Consider the following 20,004-nt stretch of genomic DNA (forward strand, 5'->3'; position numbering starts at 1 on the left):
ACCTCTCGCCTCGCACCTCTCGCCTCGCACCTCTCGCCTCGCACCTCTCGCCTCGCACCTCTCGCCTCGCACCTCTCGCCTCGCACCTCTCGCCTCGCACCTCTCGCCTCGCACCTCTCGCCTCGCACCTCTCGCCTCGCACCTTTCGCCTCGCACCTCTCGCCTCGCACCTCTCGCCTCGCACCTCTCGCCTCGCACCTCTCGCCTCGCACCTCTCGCCTCGCACCTCTCGCCTCGCACCTCTCGCCTCAAATATGTCACCTCTGTAACCTCCCTTCAACCATCCTGTCAGCAGACATTCACGGCGCACGATTATGCTGATGATGCAGTATCAGTTCAGCGCGATCTGAGCAGGGGCACCTCGCGGCGGCAGACCCCGCGACCCCCGACGCCATGAGCGCGCTGCCCACGTGGGAGGAAGAACGTCATATGTCGGAGAACGAGACAAACGCGACGAACGGGAAGCACATTGCGCCCGGTGACAAGAAGCAGGGCATCAAACTGGTCGCTCCCGCCCGCGCCGATGAGCGCGCCGGTGAAATCAAGTTTGTGGAGATGCCGCGTGAGAAACAGCCGCGGCTCGACGTGCTGGTGCTTAATCCGCCATCGCCCGATGGCGACCTGTTCCTGCGCGACATTGCGCGCGTGGGGCGCCGCACCCGCGACGGCATCATCTGGCCGCAGACGGCGCTGGCGCAGATTGGCGCAGTCGTACAGCAGGCGGGCTATACCGTCGATGTGGTCGATGCCATCGGCCTCGAAATGTCGTGGGAAGATTTCGAGCGCTACATGTATAAACACAAGCCGCGCTACATGATCATCCACGCCACTGCGCCGACGCTTACCAACGACATGCGCACCACCTTCATCGGCAAAGCGGTCGGTACGATTACCATGGCGATCGGTACGCACGTCACGCCGATGAGCCGCGAGACGCTCGAATCGTACCCGACGCTCGATATCGTGATCCGCGGCGAGCCGGAAATGACCATTCTCGATGTTATTCAGACGGTCGACCGCCAGGTGGAACTCGAGAGGGCCACCGAGACTGTGCCGGTCGGCAATCCCGATCTGACGTCGCCATGGCGCAAATTGCCGTTCCCGGATGCGTCGTACCTGACGACCCGTGGCCGTTTCCTGGGAGTGTATCCGCAGGTTATCGCGCGCGCGCTGCGCGAAACGCGCGGCATCGCCTTCCGCAACGAGCACGGCGAAGTCCAGATCAATCCTGACCGTCCGTTCATCGAGAACCTGGATAGCCTGCCGCTGCCGTTGCACCACATGCTACCCTGGAAAAAGTACAAGGTTCCGATTGTCGGTGGACCGTACACGTTCGTGCTGACGAGCCGCGGGTGTCCGGCCGGCTGCCGCTACTGCATCAAGCACGTGACCTACCAGGCGAGTGTGCGTCACCGCAGCCCGCAGCACGTGCTCGAAGAGATGTACATGCTCAAAGAGATGGGCATGCACCACATCCACTTCGAGGCCGACCTGTTCACCGTCAAGAAAGAGTTCGTCTACGACCTGTGCAATGCGATCATCAAGGACGGCATCAAACTCCAGTGGTCGTGCAACAGCCGTGTTGACTTCGTGGACGCCGAGGAACTGGCGCTGATGAAGAAAGCCGGGTGCTTCATGATCGCCTGGGGTCTGGAGAGCGGCAGCGAGGCGGTGCTGAAGCGCGCCCGCAAGGGCACGACGGTCAAGCGCATCGAGGAGACGATTGCCGCGAGCCGCAAGGTGGGCATCAAGAACTGGGGCTACTTCATCATCGGGTTGCCCGGCGAGACGGTCGAGACCATCCAGCAGACGATTACGCTGTCGAAGCGGCTGCCGCTGGACATCGCCCTGTTCCACATTGCCACGCCGTACCCCGGCACCCCCTTCTACTACGAAGCGGTCGAGAACGGCTGGATTCAGATGGACCGCTGGGAAGATTACGACATGTACAACCACACGGTGCTGAACTACCCGCACCTGAGCTCGAAGGACCTGGAGTACTGGGCGAAGCGCGCCGCGCGCGAGTGGTCGCTGCGCCCCGGACCGATCATGACCTTCCTCAAGGCGGCGAGCAACCGCGAGACGCTGGGGCACCTGTGGAAGATCGGAACGAACCACATCCGCTGGATGAGCGGCAGCCTGACGGGCAGCGGGGCGTCATAGGCATTGAACAATCTTACACACGATGACCGTCTTGTGATTGGCGTCGGCTCAGACAGACTCAACCCGTGATGGCTGAGCCTGTCGAAGCTGGCGCCAGCCGCTTCAGAGGTGCAGGCGTGATTGTCGAGGTTTTGGTCGATTGCTCTGCAAGTTCTCACAAAGTCAGCAGCATTGATTGGCGCGGCGCGGAACCTCACCCTTCGACTTGCAGAATTGTCATTATCCGGCGTCGGGGAACTTCATCATCACTTCATAGGGGTGCGTGATGATCCGTAGCAGACAGAGAAAGCGCCATTCGTGGCACGGACCGAACGACCTCGTTGGAATGCTTCTCGCAAAGCGACAAGTCCTCAAAGTCCGTTGTTCGCAATAGTGCGCTTCAGCGGCACACCGGCATCACGAAGGGTCAGTTGATGGCGACACATGCAACAGCGGGGATCCTCTCACAAACCAGCGTTGCTGCGCAAACGACAGCGCTCAGCCGCATCACCGCGATCGACGCGCTGCGCGGCGTGGCGCTGGCGCTCATGGCGTTGACTCACGCCGCATTTTTCATCGGCGTCGGGATGCAGGCGGAGTCGTATGGCGGGCAGGCGGTCTATCTCCAAAGCCCGCCCTACTGGCTCTCCGGGTTGCTTACCACGCTGGCGTCGCCGATCTTCTTCTGTCTTGCAGGTGTCAGCCTGGCGCTGCTCGAACAGTCGCGCGTGCGCAAAGGCGCGTCGAGTTGGGCGGTGAGCCGCTTCATCCTGGCGCGCGCCGGCGTCATTATGGCGCTCGACCTGACGATCTGCGCCTGGCTGTGGCTGGGGAAGATGCCGTACATCCACGTGCTGACGGCGATGGGACTGGGCATGATTGTCCTGTCAGCCTTGCGCCTGTTGCCGGCGCGCGTGATCCTGGCGGTTGCCGTTGGGACGCTGCTGGCGCATCAGGGAATTATCGAAGCGCTGCGACCGCAACTCGAAGCAGGCGCGCCGCAGAGTCTGGCGCAGGCGCTGTTCCTGACCTACAGCTACGAGACGCAGCCGCCGGTCGGGTTCCCGCTGCTGGGGTGGGGTCCGGTGATGTGGCTGGGGTTTGTGCTGGGGCGAAATCTGAGCCGACCGGCGCTGCGGCAGCCGCGCACCTGGCTGGGGATCGGCGCGGGGTTGCTGGCGCTGTGGCTGGCGCTGCGGCTGATCGGCGGCTATGGCGACCTGGGATCGTACCGCGCCGGTGATCCGCTGCTGCAGTTTCTGGTGATGAGCAAAGCGCCGCCGAGCCTCAGTTATCTGGCGTTCAAACTGGGAATTGCGGCGTTGATCTTCGCTGCGCTGATCGCCTTCCCAAAGGGAATTGAAACCGGTCTGTTGCGCGTGCTGACCCTGATCGGGCAAACGTCGCTCTTCTTCTATGTGATGCATATTGTCGTGTATCACGTGCTGGCGCGGGCGTTCTTCACCATCGACGCCCCGGCGCTGCCGGGTATTGTGTACGGCTATGCGCTGTGGGCGCTCGGTATGCTGGCGCTGATTCCACTGTGCGGAGTCTACCGCGCGTTGCGGAAGCGGTATCCGGAGAGTGTGTTGCGGTATTTGTAGGGTTCAGGCAGTTGAACAGAGGCTGCTGCCTGACAATGTGAGGGGTCTTTTATGTACGTTTTATATGCTGATGATGGTGAAGATGTCACCGTAAAATCGTTTCTCTTCGACCAGTATTTCGAGCCGATGTTGCGTCAACTGGAAGCGGCAGTACACGACGGCAGCGTGCCTGCGCATATTACTGAGATACCTCAGTACCTTCAGGTATGCCGCTGGCCCTTTCGCAAGCTGGAATACTCTTTCGCTCTTGACGTGCTGCTCGAATGCCTGGAGCCTGGAGATCGCTACCTGGACGCAGGATGTGGCGTGACGCCACTGTGCCATGTTATCGCGGTCAGGGGGATACAGACTGATGCTTGCGACGTTGACTCCCAGCTTATCGATCATCTGCGCAGATTGGACACCGGGCGCATTTACGTAAGTCGAGTTGCGTTCAGTTGTCAGGACTTAACGCGGACGACGTTTGCCGACGCGACCTTTGATGCTATCTCGTGCATCTCCGTGCTTGAACATATTCCGGCTGGGTCTGATCAACGGGCAGTAATGGAATTGCTTCGCATCCTGAAGCCAGGCGGCATTCTGGTGTTGACAGTTGATTACGCTCCGCCTGAGGCTGGCCAGCAGCATAGTCCCCTAAGTCGCTATGTTCGACGAACGCTAGCGCTGGCAAAACAGAGAAACTTTGCCGAGATTGGACGTGGCGTGATACGCAAGATTCGAGCACAACGGGCAGTTCGCAACGGCATGGCGCACGTGGCTCGCAGCGCGAATCAGTGCTTTGAGGTGAGCCATCTCGAGCAGGATATTGCACCCCTGTTGCCGTCTGAGGAGATTCCAGTGCGACTGCCATTTTCGCGGGACCTCCGTTCGTTTACACCAGATCATGCTTACCGATTCTGGCACATTGACGGTTTATACGATGCTTGCCATACCCGTCCTGTCCTTCCAGCAGCCATTGCGGTGCGCAAGGCGGCATAGCGTTGTATTGTGTAGTGTGGAGGCGTGATCGGCGATCTCAAGGTGATCAGGGTTTTGCTTAGACTCAAGGTAGGGAGGTGATGTATGCGCGTGCTTGTCGTTGCTACCAACACAACGCCGCCGGGTCTCAGCGACGAGGTGCGCGCCGGTCGGCATCACCGCATGGATTACCTGGAATTGGCGCAGCGCTTTGGGACAGCGCATCACGACTACAATGCGCTCCGTTCAAACCGATTGGTGCGGCGGTTTGAGGATCTGTCCCGCTTTGATGTGCAACAGGCAATGGCGGTGGCGCGTCTGGCGAAACGCAGCGGCTACGATGTGGTGGTGAGTCTTTCCGAGCGCGTAGGGATTCCGCTGGCGCTCCTGCTTGATCGGCGCATCCGCCACATGGTCATCTTTCACCATGGCATGTCCCGGCAAAAGTTGCGCCTGATCAGGGCGTTGAAGTTGCAGCAGCGCTGGGATGTTATTGCAGCGATCAGTCGCGCCGAGGCTGAGGGGATGCGAAAGGCGCTCGGTCTTGACAATCAGCGTGTGGTTGCGCTCCATACGCCCGTCGATGTTGATTTCTATAAGCCATCGCAGCCGTCAACCGGTCGTGAGGCGTTTATCCAGAGTCTGGGGCTGTCGCACCGTGACTATCCAACGCTCATTCGCGCTATGCGGCGACTGCCGCACATTTCCTGCCATTTGCGAGTGGGCAGCACGTGGGTGACGTGGCGCGGCGGTCATGAGCAGGAAATACTTCCGCTGAACGTCACCCCGCAACCGTTCGTTCACCCCAGTGTTCTGCGGCAGTGTTACGAAGAGAGTCGGTTTATCGTCGTACCCATCCAGGCATCGACCCAGTGGAGCGCGGGGTGCACGTCGGTGCAGGCGGCACAGGCGATGGGAAAGCCGGTTGTGGCAACCCGTCGTCCTGGATTGAGCGAATATCTTATCGAAGACGAAACAGGCGTGCTTGTTGAGCCTGGCGATGACCGGGGGATGGCGGAGGCGATTGAGACTTTGTGGAACGATCCGCAGCGCATTGTTCGGATGGGGCGCAGAGCGCGCGAGTGGATTGTGAGCAACCATTCGCTCGATCAGTGGCTCGACCGGGTAGCGGCGCTGGTTGAAAAGGCGGCATGTCACGCTGTCCGGCGCTCCGACGAGGCTTACGCATAGGTTTTTTCAGTATGATGCACCGACTTGCTACAACCGTCCTGCGCAACTCTGCGTTCGGCATGGCGGCGCATATTACGATGAAGTTGCTCTCGTTCGCCTTTTCAGTGCTGATCATCCGCAATCTGGGGGCGACCGATTTTGGACAGTATGCCGCCGTGCTTGGATTTGGCAGCGTGTTTCTGTTCATTGCCGACCTGGGGCTTAGCCCGTACACCGTGCGCGAGGTGGCGCGCCTGCGCGATCAACCCGACGGCAAGGAGCGCATTCAGGCGCTGTACGCTGATGTTCTGACCCTGCGCCTGATCCTGTCGGTAATTGCCGGTATCCTGGTGGTCAGCGCCGCCATCCTGACGGGGCGACCGCTGCTGATGATCGGCGCGATTGCGATCAACTCGTTGACCGTCCTGGTCTATGCGGTTCACGGCAGCAGCGAAGCGGTGTTGTCAGGGTATGAGCGGCTCGATCTGGTATCGGGGATGCAGGTTATCAATCAACTTGCGTTTGTCACGATTGGCGGTCTGGCGCTCTGGTTTGGGTTCGGGTACTATGGTCTGATCATCGCAACCATGATCGGCGTTACGCTGATGACGGCGCTGGCGGTGCGCGCCGTGCTGCGTCTTGGCGTTCGCCCCGGTCGCGTCACCTGGCGGCGCTGGCTGCCGTTGCTGCGCGCCGCGTTTCCTTTTGGCGTCATCGGTCTGACGCTCGGCATTTCGTACCGCTTCGACACGGTGCTGCTCAACATCTACAGCGGCGATACGGTCACCGGGCATTACAATGCGGCATACAATCTGATCTTCTCCCTCGTCACCCTGTCGAATGTGCTCAACACCGCCTTGTACCCGTCGCTATCACGGCAGTCGGCGACAGCGCCGGAGACATTGCCGCTGGTGTACGAACGGGTGTTGCGCTACCTGATGCTGGTGGCGCTGCCGATTGCCGTTGGCGGCTTCATGGTTGCTGCGCCGTTGATCGGGTTGCTGTTCGGCGCCGATTATGCGCCCGCAGCGCCGTTGTTTGCCATCCTGGTCTGGGTGCTGCCGCTGATGTTCCTTTCCGAATTTCTCGGCTACGTGGTGGTCATCGCCGGGCGCGAGGCGTTGGTGGCGCGGTCGATCATCGTCAGCAGCAGCATCAATGTCGTTGCCAACCTGATCTTCATTCCCGTCTACGGCGTACTGGCGGCAGCGGTGATCACGGTCATTACCGAAGCAGTGCTGGTTGTGCAGTATGTCTGGCTGGTGCGCGACCTGTTGGGGCGGATGAAGTGGAGCGCCTTTCTGCGCTCTGCGCTGGCAGTCATCGCAATGGCGGCGCTGGTCTATCTGACGCGCAGCCTGCCGGTCCTGGCGACAATCGCGCTCGGTGGCGCGCTCTACGGCGGGTTGCTGCTGGCGATGCGGGTTGTCGGACCGGACGAGGCGGCGTTTGTGCGCGGATTCCTTGCGGCGCGGCGCGCGCCGGCGGAAGGACATTCGTGAGATATCTGGAGCAGCAATGAATATTGTTCTGCCGGTCCATCATTTTCTGCCGCGCTACACTGCCGGCGCCGAGTTGTATACTTATCGCCTGGCGCGCTGGCTGCACCGCTACGGGCACACAGTGGAAGTCGTCGCCGTCGAGTCGGTCGAGTATGAGAATCCTGGTACACTTGCTGTGACATCAGACACGTTCGACGGCATTCCGGTTCACCGATTGCATTTCAACCGGGAAGCGGGAGCGCGCAGTTGGGAATACGACAACCCCTTGATCGGCGAATGGTTTACGCGCTACCTCGAACAGACGCGCCCTGATCTGGTTCATTTTCAGGCAGGGTATCTGATGGGTGTTGCGCCGCTGCGCGCCGCTGTCGCTGCTGGTGTGCCGACGGTGCTGACGCTGCACGATTACTGGTTCATCTGTCCGCGCTGGACTCTGCTGCGCGGCGATGGCGCGCTGTGCCGCGCTGTTCCTGATGATCCCGCCGAATGCGCCTGGTGTCTGCATCTTGATCGGCGTCGCTTCCGCCTGCCGGAGCGGGCGACCGGCGGCATGTTTGGGAACATGTTGCGACGCGCTGGCTTCGATCCGGGACGTGAGTACATTGCAGCGCGTCGCGAAGCGCTGCTCCGCGCACTGGCGTTGCCGGATGAAGTCATTGCTCCTTCGCATTTCCTGGCGGATCAGGTGCGCGCTTACGCGCCGCCAGATCGCCTGCACGTCTTGCGTCTTGGTCTCGACCTGGCGCCATTTTCCGGCATTCAGCGTCACGGTGAGCGTGACGCGCTGCGGCTTGGTTTTATTGGGCAGATCGCGCCGCACAAAGGAGTCCATCTGCTCATCGCTGCGTTTCGGCAGTTACAGGCGCGCTCCAAACGTATCGAGTTGCACATCTACGGCGGACTGACTGCAAACCCGGCGTATGTCACCCGGCTGCGCCGTGTGGCGGGGAAGGACTCGCGCATCCATTTCCACGGAAGAATTGAAAACACTGCTGTTCCAGCAACTCTTGCCGGGTTTGATGTAGCGGTAGTTCCATCGACATGGTACGAAAACTCGCCACTGGCGATTCTGGAAGCGCACGCGGCGGGAACGCCGGTGGTGACTGCCGACATTGGCGGTATGGCGGAGTTGGTGCGCGATAGCGTCGATGGTCTGCACTTTCGTTTCAACGACGCCACCGACCTGGCGCGCGTCTTGCAGCGCCTGATCGATGAACCCGATCTGCTGCCGCAGCTGCGATCCGGCATTCAGCGACCATGTAGCATTGATGATGAGATGGTTCAGATGCTTGCGATGTACAATGATGCCATCGCCCGACGTGCTGTTCATAGACTTTGAAACATGCTCGCGGTCTGCATTGTAACCTGCCTGCGCGAGCTGGACCGGGCTATAGCGGATTATTTTCGCCAAAAATGTTGACGCAAGGGTGTGAAGTCGCAAAGGCGGGTAGGGTTGATGGCAAGCATTTGCCTCTTCGCGTCGATTTTGCGGTAGGAATGATGAGATGTCTCCTCGCGTCCTGATCCTCATCCTCTGCTACAACGGCGTCGCCGACACGCTGGCATGCCTGGAGTCGTTGCAGCGCGTCGAGTATCCGTCGTTCGATATTCTGGCGCTCGATAATGCCTCGAGCGATGGCACGCCGGAGGCGGTGCGCGCGCGGTTTCCGCAGGTCACGGTTATCGAGAACGGCGCCAACCTCGGTTTTGCCGCCGGCAATAATGTCGGGCTGCGCTATGCGCTGCGCCACGGGTACGACTATGCCCTGCTGCTCAACAACGATACCGAAGTCGCGCCGGATTTCCTGACGCGCCTGGTCGAGGTCGCCGAGTCGGATCCGACGGTTGGCGCCGTGGGACCGACGATCACCTACTACGAACGCCCCGACCTGATCTGGTCGGCTGGCGGGATGATCGACTGGAAGCGCGGCGTCGCTGTCATGCGCACGAATGAAGTCGATATCGGGCAGTACCGTGAGCCAGCCGAGGTTGATTTCGTGACCGGATGCGCGCTGCTGGTCAAGCGCGCGGCGCTGGAGCGCGCCGGGTTGCTCGATGAGCGGTTCTTCATGTATTTTGAGGAAACCGAATGGTGCGTGCGCATCCGACGCGCCGGGTTCCGCATTCTGCATGTACCGCAATCGCGCGTCCTGCACAAGATTCCGCTCAATGCGCGCTTCGACAAAGAGTATCTGGCATACTACATGACCCGCAATCGCCTCCTCTTCCTGCGTGCAACCGGCGCGCCGCTCCGCACATGGCTCGATGTGCTCCTGCTGCAAGACCTGCGCACGTACCTCAGCCTGGTGATTCGCCCGAAATGGCGCACCCGTTCGGGACGCACCGGGATGCGCCACGCCTGGATCGATTTCTGGCGCGGACGGTTCGGCAGGTGGGAGATGACGTGAGATTAACAACATTTCATTCAGGCGAGAGGTAAGAGGGGAGAGGGGCGAGGGGCGAGGCGAGCGGGGCGAGGCGAGAGGGGTTGCGGGTGGTCGTTGAACGCGACGGCGCTAACATGGCACTGCAACGTCTCGAAATGTGAGGCGTAGGGGCGCTCCCGGATGGGCGCCCCCGTGGGGGCGCGGCAGTGCGTAGGGGCGCCCGTGGGGTTGTGGCGCGGCGTAGGGGCGCCCCCCTGTGGACGCCCTTTGTAGAGCGTAAACAGTCACCTCAGTAGCCCCATGATTCAGAAGAACAGGTGCGCAGGTGAAAGGCGCACATATGACCCTCTCTGCATCCTCTGCGGCTCTGTGGTTCCAACCAGCAGGCGCACACGTGGCAGATGTGCGAGCGAATGGTGCATGTGTTGCTCCTCTCCGTGCCCTCTGTGGCTCTGCGGTTCAGAAGAACAGGCGTGACCGGAGCGGTAAGATCCACCTGATCTCACAATGACAATATCGTCAATCACTCCCCCTCCCCATTTAGAGCGCCGTCACCGCTGCGTGCTATAGTCTTTTCAGGCTTGCCTGTCAGCGATACAGGCGTGGCATCCGTGGAAGGAGAGCGCGGTTATGCGAAAGATAATTGCTGGCATTACCCTGATTGGGAGCATCATCCTCTCTGCTTGTGGGTCGATTGCATCGGCGCCTCCGACCCCCGAAACCTGGACGCCGCCTCCGGCGACGGCAACCCCTGCACCCACCACAATCCCGACGCCGACACGTGCGCCGTGGACGACGTATACTGTCCAGCGCGGCACGATCGAGCGTAGCGTCGAATTGCAGGGACGGGTCGCTGCTGTCGGTGAACGCGAACTCTCCTTTGCGGTCGATGGGGTGGTCAAAGCGGTCTATGTGACGCCCAACACCGAAATCACCAAAGGTCAGGTGCTGGCGGAGCTGGACCCTGGCGAACTTGGTGATCGTCTAGCGCAGGCGAAGCAGCAGTACGCGCAGGCGCGGCGGCAACTCGAGCGCGCGCTTGGCGAGTTGCGCTTCCCGCTGCGGCGCGCCGAGATCGATCTGGAAGCGGCGCGCGCCACGCTGGCACAATTGCTCACTCCTCCCGATCCTGCCAGAGTTGCGGCGGCGCGCGCAGCAGTTCAGCAGGCAGAGGCAGCCCGTGACCGGGCGCGCAATGATGCGTCCGCAGTAAAGACCCGCGCAGAACTTGCGCTCCAGCAGGCGCAGAAGCGTCTGATCGCTGCGCAGTCGGAGTTCAGCGCCGCTTCATATGCCGCAGAACAGGATAAAACCAACAACAGCGCACAGGAGCGTCTCGCCCGCGCCGGCGATGCGCTGCGCGCAGCCGAAGAAGAAGTCGCACGGCTCCAGATCGAGTACGACACCGCGCGCAACAACGAGATTGCCGCCGTCCAGGCCGCGGAAGCTCAGGTTGCTATCGCACAGGCGGCGCTCGACGAACTGCTCAGAGGTCCTGATCCGCTGAGAGTAGCGGAAGCGCGGCGCAATGTTGCGCTGGCAGAACTGGCTGTCGAACAGGCGCGCAGCGCCATTCAGGTCGATCCAACGCTCGAACGGGCAGTCGAGGAAGCAAAGAAAGGCGTGGAGGACATCCAGCGCCAGATCGAGGCGCTCAAACTGGTCGCCGGGTTCGACGGGCAAATCCTGGCGGTCAACATCGCCCCTGGCTCTGTCATGCGCGCCGGAGAACTGGCATTCATTGCGCTGGACCCATCGGTCGCCGCCGACGCTCTGGAGGTGCTAGTGACGAGCAGTTCAGCCCCTCTCGTGGTCGGGCAGCCGGTATCGATGACCTTTGCGCGCTACCCTGGTGCCATCTACCAGGGAACAGTGACCGGCATTCCTGGCGGCGGGTCGAATGGCGCATTGAGCGGCTACCATATCGCCTATGAGCCGGCTGATCTGAAACTGGTCTCCGGTGACGTGGCAGTCGTGACCGCCGTGCTGGCGCGGCGAGAAAACGTGCTCTGGCTGCCGCCGAAAGCCATTCGCGCCGATTCGCGCAGTTATGTGCTGGTGCAGCGCGGCGACCGCCCCGAACGGGTGGATATCGAGACGGGCCTGACGACGCCAGACCGGGTGGAAATCCTCCGAGGTCTGAACGAAGGCGATGTGGTCATCGGACAGTAGGAGCCAACCATGAGGATCGGCATCGACGTGCGCTATCTCTCCCACGGACTGGTGGGCGGGGTCCATACCTATATCAAACACTTCGTTGCAGAACTGTGCATGATCGCTGCCGATCACCACGTCTTCCTGTATGCAGACGTCAAACGTCCGTTTGAATTGACTGATTTGCCGTCAAACGTCACGCTGCGATTATTGCCGTACCGCGGTCCGCATTCCAGCGTCTACCTGGACTATGTTGGGCTGCGGCGCGCCATGACGCGCGACCATCTCGATGTGGCGCACTACCCGGCGAACTACGGATTTCGCGTCCCCGGCGCGCGCACCATTGTGACTCTCCACGATGCGCTGACCATTATGCCGCTGCGCGAGACGCTTTTCAGTTCCGGTTCTCGACGCACGCTGCGTTCAATGGCGATGACCGTCTACCTGTACATCGGGTCGCGGTTAATGCTGCGCGACGCCGACCTGCTGCTGACCGTTTCGCAGTATGCCAGGCAGGATATTCTGCGCTACTGTCGTTTCGATCCACAGCGGATCATCCCCATCCCGCACGCACCGACGCCGGATATGCGACGGATTGAGGATCGTACAACGCTCGACGCTGTGCGTCAGCGCCACGGGATCGCAGGACGTTTTGTGCTGGCCGACGCGCTAAAGAACCCCGGCGTGCTGGTGCGCGCCTGGCGGCGACTGCCGCACTCAGTGCGCGAGAGTCACCGGATCGTCTTCTTCTCACGCCATCCAACGCCGCTGCCGGTGGTGTTCGAGGCGGTCGAACGCGACCATGCGTTGCTGCTGATCAACCCGCCGCGCGCCGATCTGGTTGCGCTGTACAGTATGGCGGACGTCTTCGTGTTCCCGTCCTGGTTCGAGGGGTTTGGCATCCCGGTGCTTGAAGCGATGATCTGCGGCGCGCCGGTCATCGTCTCGGATCGCGGTCCATTGCCGGAAGTCGCCGGTGGCGCGGCGCTGGTGATGGACGCCGAGGATGACGCCACGCTTGCCCGCTATCTGGAAAGGGTGCTGACCGATCCATCAGAAGCGGCGCAATTGCGCGAACGTGGGCTGGCGCACGCGGCGCAGTTCAGCTGGCGCAAGACCGCGCAGCGGATCCTGGAGAGTTACGAGCAGGCGGCGCAGATGACGTATTGCGCATCTGCGGCGGTAAAAGCGAGTCGCTGAGGTGACGACAATGCGCATCCTGGCACTCACATCCTGGTGGCCCGAGCCGGCGGACAATGGCATCAAATTGCGGATTCGCCATCTGCTGCGCGCACTTGCGCGCAACCATGAAATCCATCTCATCGCGCTCGTCCATGACGGCATCGGCGCTCCTCAACGCCAGGAAATCGATCAAATATGCGCATCGGCAATGGCGCTATCGGCGCCGCAGGTGAACCCACGTCATCGAGATGTCGTTGCCAGTTTGTGGCGTGTCCAACCGGCATCGGTGCGTGTTCGATGGAGTCCGCAGTTTAGCGCCCTGGTGAAAGAACGAACAGCAATGCTAAAGCCGGACGTCGTTCTGTCAATCGAACTGGCGACCGCTGTCTATGCATCCTCTATTCCTGGCGTAGTGCGCGTCCTTGATGACCCGGAGCTGGTTGGACTGTCTGCCTGGCATCGAGCGCCTTCCCCAAGCGGGAAGCTGCGCGCATGGTTGACGTGGTACAAGCAATGCGCATATGTTCGTTATCTCTTGCGCTCTTTTGATGCCTGTAGTGTCGTCTCGGAAGCAGAGCTGAGGTTGGTGCGTCGTCTGGCGTCTGCACACACCCTCTTGGCATTGATACCGAACGGCGCCGACGTCGGCGAAGATCGCAGCAATTGGAGCGCGCCACAACCGGACACGCTTATCTATCCGGGTTCACTCACCTACAGCGCTAATCTAGACGCAATGCACTACTTTCTGCGAGACATCTTTCCGCGGATACGTCATGAACGACCAGGTGTTCGGCTGCGTATTACCGGACGCGCCGGGCCGGAACACCTCGCTGCATTCCCATCGCTCGAAGGCGTGGATGTGGTAGGGTTTGTTCCTGATGTGCGCGCCGAAGTTGCGCGCTCGTGGTGTGAGGTCGTGCCATTGCGTGAAGGCAGCGGCACCCGCCTTAAGGTGCTGGAAGCGCTGGCGCTTGGCACGCCGGTAGTTTCGACCTCAAAGGGGATCGAGGGATTGGCGCTTGAACATGACCGCCACGTGCTGGTTGCCGATACTCCAGAGTCGTTTGCTACGGCGACGCTGCGGCTGCTGGAGCAACCAGAGTTGCGCACACGTCTGGCGATTGAGGGCCGCCGCCGCGTTGCGGATATGTACGACTGGCGCGTTATTGGCGAGCGGATGAACGACCTGATCCATGAGGTTGCAAAGCGCCGCCAGGTCGTTGCACCAGGACTCGAACACATCAGGAACGCCTGATATGAACACAATGTCGATTATTATCGTCAACTGGAATACGCGTGCCATTCTGCTCGATTGCCTCGACTCAATCGCTGCACATCCGCCTTCGCGGTCTTACGATGTCTGGGTAGTTGACAACGCTTCAAGTGATGGCAGTGTTGCTGCGGTGCGTGAGCGCTATCCGTATGTTCAGGTCATTGAAAACGCAGAGAATCGGGGGTTTGCGGCAGCGAATAATCAGGCTATAGAGGCTTCGCGGGGCGATTATGTTCTGCTGCTCAACAGCGACACCATTGTTCACGCGCAGGCGCTCGAGCATATGGCCCGATTTCTGGATGTCCATCATCGGGTTGGCGTCGTCGGCGCCTGCTTGCTCAACGCTGATGGCACACTTCAACCTTCATGGTCCGCCTTTCCGTCGTTCTGGTCGGAACTGCTGGGGCGCAATATTCGGTCACGCAAACCGTATTGCACCCGTGATGGAAGTGCAGCGTACTCGGTTGACTGGGTCGGCGGCGCGGCGCTGATGATCCGTCGTGAGGTCATCGAACAGGTTGGCGTTCTTGACGAGGGGTACTTCATGTATTCTGAGGAGACCGACTGGTGTTTCAGAGTGCGCAGAGCCGGTTGGGAGATCTGCTATCTGCCGAAAGCGACCATCGTGCATCTTGGCGGGCAGAGTAGCAAAAAGGCAAGTGCGCGTATGAAGGCGGAGCTCTACCGCAGCAAGATACGCTTCTACACCAAGCATTATGGTCGGCGTCAGGCGTATGTTTTGAGCCTGACGTTGCGTCTTGTACTGCACGGAAAGGCATTGGTCGAGAAGATAAGCGGACGAGCCGAGGCATATCACGATCTTCGTCTTCTTACCCGGGCGTTGAGCGTCCCACACCTGCACTGAAGGGATAACGGTTATGAGGATCGGAATAGATGCGCGTTTTCTGACCCATCCGCAGCCAGGCGGTTTCAAGACATACACCGAGCAGTTGATTCGCGCATTGCTGGAAGTCGATCCCGACAATGAGTATATCCTGTATGTTGATCGTCCGCCTATCGCAGAGATGATCACACCACCGGCGCCTAATGCAACCGTGCGGGTCGTGCCAGGAACGGCGCCGTTCATCGGCATGCCCTGGCGTGAGCAAATCGGTCTGGCGATGCAAGCCAGACGCGACCGGATCGACGTGCTCCACGCACTCTGCCTGACAGCGCCGGTGAATGCGCCCTGCCCGCTGGTTGTGACAATTCACGACACGATCTGGATGTTTCCCCATCGTTTCACCCGGCAGCAGCAACGAGTCAGACGATCCCTGATGGATCTGTATTACCAGTATGTACCCAAGATGGCAGCCAGACGGGCACGTGCTGTCATCACTGTGTCTTGCGATGCGCGCGCAGCGATTGTGCAGCATCTTGGCATTCCTGCACATCGCGTGTTTGTCACCTATGAAGCGGCAGCGCCTGGCTACCGCTTCATTGATCGATCAGTTGCAATCGATGCCGTGCGACAACGTTTTGGTCTGAGCGAAGGTTTTATTCTGGCGCTTGGCTCCGCCGACCCGCGGAAAAACATCTCAACATTACTGCACGCTTATGCGCTTTTACCGGAGCGATTACGGGCAAGTCATGATCTTGCTATTGTCTGGACGCATCCATTACTGGCGGGGTCAATCCTGGAGGAAGCGCGCGCACATGGTATTGAAGGGCGATTACGCTTCCTGCAACACGTCTCGAGTGACGATCTGGTCTCCCTGTACAATGCTGCTGCACTGTTCGTCTTTCCATCACGATACGAGGGTTTTGGTCTACCGATCCTGGAGGCAATGGCGTGTGGCGCGCCGGTTGTAGCCGCCAACAATTCGTCAATTCCTGAAGTTGCCGGCGATGCAGCGCTGCTAATCGACGCTGAAAGTCCGTCGAGCATTGCTCAGGCAATGGAACGGGTGCTCAACGATGCGGCGCTGCGTGATGCATTGATGGCGCGCGGCTTGCAACGCGCGGCAAGTTTCTCCTGGCAGCGTTGCGCTCGTGAGACGGTTGCCGTGTATCAGCAGTGCTCTGCCGGTCGGAAGAGGGTCAGCGCCTTCCATGTCGCCTGACAGTGTCAGGATTGGGCCTCTTTCGTTGTCAGGCGCTCTAACGGGCAACCATACGATGTGAAACATGGGACGTTGCGCCTATCGGAATAATCAGGCGTTGTCATCGCTGCGCGAGGCGTATCAGGCGGCAGGATTGCCTCGCAGCGCTTGCGCCACGCATAGTCCAGCAGTGGCGACTCATTCAGAATAATATCCGGCTATTATTCGGATAGGACCTTATTTTCTGTGAACCGATATGCACGTGATATTTGACCGGCAGGCGCCTGGACTGAAAAGCGACAGAGCACGGGGGCAGTCCATCCTTGCCTCGCGTTGGTTCTTGATCGCCAGCGCCCTCTTTGGCGTCATCGGGTTGAGCCTGGCGGCGGGGTATGTTATCGGCGCAGATCGGAAGCTTGTCGCATTGGCGATCTTCGGTCCGATAGCAGCAATACCGGCATTGTTCTTCATCAGCCGGCGCTTCAGGTTGATGATTCTGCTCTTGCCGATTGCAGCAATGGCGATCCCCCTTGATATACCGACCGGAACATATACCAGAATACCTGTTTCTCTGGTTCTCGCAATGGCGCTCTGCGGCATATGGATCACATCGATGGCGATGCGCAAGAACTGGACTCTGTCGCCATCGCCGATCAATCGTCCAATGCTAGCGTTTTGCGTAGCATGTGCTATATCGTTGATCTGGGGGATTGTATGGCGTGACCCGATCCTGCGGATGGGTATTTTTTCAAACTTTATCAACGTTCAATTGGCGTCCCTTATTACCTATTCGGTTTCGATTGGCGTTGCTCTGTTGATCGGCAATTTTCTGCAGAATGAAGGTTACATCAAATACTTCATCGGATGCTTTTTGGTGCTTGGGTCGCTCATGACTATCTTTCAGATCTTAAAAATCGAGCATGGCATTCTGGCTGACCGTGGTTTATGGGGATTGTGGACCGTTATTCCAGCGTATACTTTGCTGATCGCTCATCCAGGAATCGATTGGCGCTGGAGAGCACTACTCCTGGCGCTCATTATCGCTAACCTCTATCAGACTATGCTGGTCAATCTGCTCTGGAAATCCGGGTGGACTCCGACAGTTATTGCCATATTTGCAGCAACATTTATTCGGTCATGGCGCTGGTTCCTGGTGCTCGTCATCGCAGCGGTCGTGCTCGTCTATGTGCAGCAGGACTTTTTTTATCAGATGATTGAAGAGGAATTGAACGAAGGCGCGGATGGTCGGGTAGGCATGTGGGAGATCAATCTGCGTGTGGTTGGCGATCACTGGCTCTTTGGCACCGGTCCTGCAGGATATGCGCCCTACTACATGACGTACTACCCTCACGATGCACGCTCGACGCACAATAACTACCTCGATATTATTGCCCAGTTTGGCGTAGTCGGGTCCGTTATCTGGCTCTGGTTCGCCATTGCGAGCACGCGCGAAGGGCTGCGGCTGTACCATGATGCGCCGCCCGGTTTTCTGAAGACCGCAGCGTTGACTGTCGTGAGCGGCTGGATCGGCGCGCAGGCTTCCATGTTCTTTGGCGACTGGATTCTGCCGTTTGCATACAATCAGACGATTACCGGCTTCAAGTACACCGTCTATAGCTGGTTTTTCGTCGGATTCTTGATTAGTCTGCGGCATATGATCGAGCGTCAACGAGCAACCGAGACGGTAAGCAGCAACATATGAAACCCCTGGCAACATTACTGGTGGGCTTGCTTTGCGTGATCAGTCTGGCGCAGCCGTCGGCGCCTGCATTGGCACAGCGCAGCCGCTGGACGACGCCGTTCGAGGTGTCGCCGCCGGTCTCGGCGGAAATGCCGGCACAGGTGACGCCTGCACCGCTTTCCTCGGGCCAGAAAGAAGTGCGTTATGGCTCCTCCTGGTTTCCAAGCATGGCGATTGGTCCGACGGGCAGCGTGCATATTGTGTGGTACAGCGGCATCGCAACTACGGCCGGCAATGAAGGGAGCATCGATCTTTTGATGTACCGCGAGTTGCGCGATGGCGCCTGGTCGCCATTCAATGATGTGGTGCAGACGGCTATTGGCGGATATACCGTTCGTAACAGTATTGTCATGAGCCGTGACGGAAAATTGCACGTGTTACTGCGCATGGGCACGGTAATCCGGCACGTCAGCGTTCCCTGGGATCGCGCGTGGACGGCGGCGGCGTGGAGTGAGCCGCGCACGGTCGGCGCCAGCGGCTACTATGTGGCGCTGGGGGTCGATAGCCTGGCGCGCTTGCATGCGTTCTGGTCGCAGGGAGTTCCTGATGAACCGGGAAAACCGCGCCCGGAGTGTCCAAACTGCGCCAATCTGTTCTACCGCTATTCCGATACCGGGGGCAAGAGTTGGTCGGAACCGGTCAACCTGTCGAACTCGCCCTATGGCGACAACCGACCGCAGGTGAAAGTTGACGGTCGCGATCGAGTTCACGTGGTCTGGGATCAGGGGAAGGACTGGTATGTCGGTTTGGGGTTACCCAAACAGGGCGTCTACCGTCGTTCGGATGATCGCGGCGAAACGTGGCGACCGCCAGTCTATTTCACCGTTCCTGATGATGCTGTGCAGCAGACAACCATCGGCATTGCGGCCGGCGATAATCCGATTGTAGTGTATCGCACACTGAAGGGAACGATCTACTACCAGTATTCGCGCGACGGCGGCGATACCTGGAGTCGGCCAGAGGCGCTGCCCGGCGTCGTTGCCCGTGATACCCGCGGGAATGATCTCGACCAGTACTCGATGGCCACCGACGGCGAAGGGAACGTCCATCTGCTGGTCGTTGGCTATCCGACGACGATGTCCGGCATCGTTCCCGGCGCTATGCCGTCGATGGTGCTGCACCTGGTATGGAATGGTTCGCGCTGGAGCCTGCCCGAAATCGTTTCGGCAAATGAGTTCTACCCAGAATGGCCCGTTATTGCCGTATCGAACGGCAATAAACTTCACGCCGTCTGGTACACGCGCAGAGCGGATGGCATGGCAGCAGACGAACGCGACCGCTACCGTATCTGGTACAGCTCACGCCAGATCGATCTTCCCGAAACGGCGCCATTGCCATTGTTCACGCCAGTTCCGACGGCAATGCCAACTGCTGCGCCAACCGCCACTCCGATCCCTCCCACTCCCACTCCTCTTCCTGCGGATGCAGTGACAGCGCCGCCGATCGACGGTCCTCCCCGCTGGGAAACGGCGGCGCTGCCGGTGCTGGCGCTAGCGCTGCTGCCGCCGATCAGCATCGTCGTCGGCGTTTATGCGTTGCGCCGATGGAGGCGACGCAGGTAGGGCGGGAGCGGGCGATTGTTATTGCACCAGGCGATCTGATCGCTGCCCCTCCATGCTGTTGGCGACGCAACCCGCCTCTCACTCGTTTCGAGGTGTGGAACACTCCACCCTTCGCCCAATTAGAGCATCTTTGAAAAATGCACGCTGGCCAGACTTCATCTCAATGTGCATCGCGCTGCCGACTGATATGCAGACGTAAACTAATACGCGGTCATTTGTATCATACTGCCGGGGTGTGCAGCGGGACGCTGGGGCGCTGCGGGCGAAAGCCCTCGCTGAGGACGCAGT

At 59.8% G+C, this 20,004-nt stretch carries 14 protein-coding genes; all 14 read left to right on the forward strand.

Going from position 1 to position 20,004, the window contains the following annotated elements; genetic code table 11:
* Window positions 1–429: 429 nt before the first annotated feature.
* The 14 genes from AC3EA7_RS08640 to AC3EA7_RS08705 all read left to right on the forward strand — a co-directional run bounded on the left by AC3EA7_RS08640 (window position 430) and on the right by AC3EA7_RS08705 (window position 19,716).
* Window positions 430–2,163, forward strand: a complete 1,734-nt coding sequence (locus AC3EA7_RS08640) for a B12-binding domain-containing radical SAM protein (protein ID WP_488613639.1) — start codon at window positions 430–432, stop codon at window positions 2,161–2,163.
* Between the two features lie 413 nt (window positions 2,164–2,576).
* Window positions 2,577–3,746 (forward strand): acetyltransferase domain-containing protein, encoded by a 1,170-nt coding sequence (locus AC3EA7_RS08645; protein ID WP_488613640.1) that lies wholly within the window; start codon window positions 2,577–2,579, stop codon window positions 3,744–3,746.
* Between the two features lie 51 nt (window positions 3,747–3,797).
* On the forward strand, window positions 3,798–4,724 hold the full coding sequence (locus tag AC3EA7_RS08650; protein WP_488613641.1) for a class I SAM-dependent methyltransferase: 927 nt from the start codon (window positions 3,798–3,800) through the stop codon (window positions 4,722–4,724).
* Between the two features lie 84 nt (window positions 4,725–4,808).
* Window positions 4,809–5,894, forward strand: coding sequence for a glycosyltransferase family 4 protein (locus AC3EA7_RS08655; protein WP_488613642.1), 1,086 nt, complete (start codon window positions 4,809–4,811; stop codon window positions 5,892–5,894).
* Between the two features lie 11 nt (window positions 5,895–5,905).
* Window positions 5,906–7,375, forward strand: coding sequence for a flippase (locus AC3EA7_RS08660; RefSeq protein WP_488613643.1), 1,470 nt, complete (start codon window positions 5,906–5,908; stop codon window positions 7,373–7,375).
* Between the two features lie 16 nt (window positions 7,376–7,391).
* Window positions 7,392–8,714 carry a glycosyltransferase family 4 protein gene (locus tag AC3EA7_RS08665; RefSeq protein ID WP_488613644.1) on the forward strand — a complete coding sequence of 441 codons (1,323 nt, stop codon included), beginning with the start codon at window positions 7,392–7,394 and terminating at the stop codon, window positions 8,712–8,714.
* Between the two features lie 166 nt (window positions 8,715–8,880).
* Entirely contained in the window at window positions 8,881–9,783 is a 903-nt protein-coding gene (locus AC3EA7_RS08670; protein ID WP_488613645.1) for a glycosyltransferase family 2 protein, read from the forward strand.
* 609 nt (window positions 9,784–10,392) lie between these two features.
* Complete coding sequence (locus AC3EA7_RS08675) at window positions 10,393–11,934, forward strand: efflux RND transporter periplasmic adaptor subunit (RefSeq protein ID WP_488613646.1); 1,542 nt, start codon at window positions 10,393–10,395, stop codon at window positions 11,932–11,934.
* A gap of 9 nt (window positions 11,935–11,943) precedes the next feature.
* Window positions 11,944–13,116 (forward strand): glycosyltransferase family 4 protein, encoded by a 1,173-nt coding sequence (locus AC3EA7_RS08680; protein WP_488613647.1) that lies wholly within the window; start codon window positions 11,944–11,946, stop codon window positions 13,114–13,116.
* A 10-nt stretch (window positions 13,117–13,126) separates the two neighbouring features.
* Entirely contained in the window at window positions 13,127–14,353 is a 1,227-nt protein-coding gene (locus tag AC3EA7_RS08685; RefSeq protein WP_488613648.1) for a glycosyltransferase family 4 protein, read from the forward strand.
* A gap of 1 nt (window position 14,354) precedes the next feature.
* Window positions 14,355–15,236 (forward strand): glycosyltransferase family 2 protein, encoded by an 882-nt coding sequence (locus AC3EA7_RS08690; protein WP_488613649.1) that lies wholly within the window; start codon window positions 14,355–14,357, stop codon window positions 15,234–15,236.
* A gap of 13 nt (window positions 15,237–15,249) precedes the next feature.
* Window positions 15,250–16,434, forward strand: coding sequence for a glycosyltransferase family 4 protein (locus AC3EA7_RS08695; protein WP_488613650.1), 1,185 nt, complete (start codon window positions 15,250–15,252; stop codon window positions 16,432–16,434).
* Between the two features lie 235 nt (window positions 16,435–16,669).
* Window positions 16,670–18,115 carry an O-antigen ligase family protein gene (locus AC3EA7_RS08700; protein ID WP_488613651.1) on the forward strand — a complete coding sequence of 482 codons (1,446 nt, stop codon included), beginning with the start codon at window positions 16,670–16,672 and terminating at the stop codon, window positions 18,113–18,115.
* Entirely contained in the window at window positions 18,112–19,716 is a 1,605-nt protein-coding gene (locus AC3EA7_RS08705; protein ID WP_488613652.1) for a sialidase family protein, read from the forward strand. The genes AC3EA7_RS08700 and AC3EA7_RS08705 overlap by 4 nt, the downstream gene beginning before the upstream one ends.
* Window positions 19,717–20,004 lie beyond the last annotated feature (288 nt).

The organism is Roseiflexus sp., from assembly GCF_057785375.1.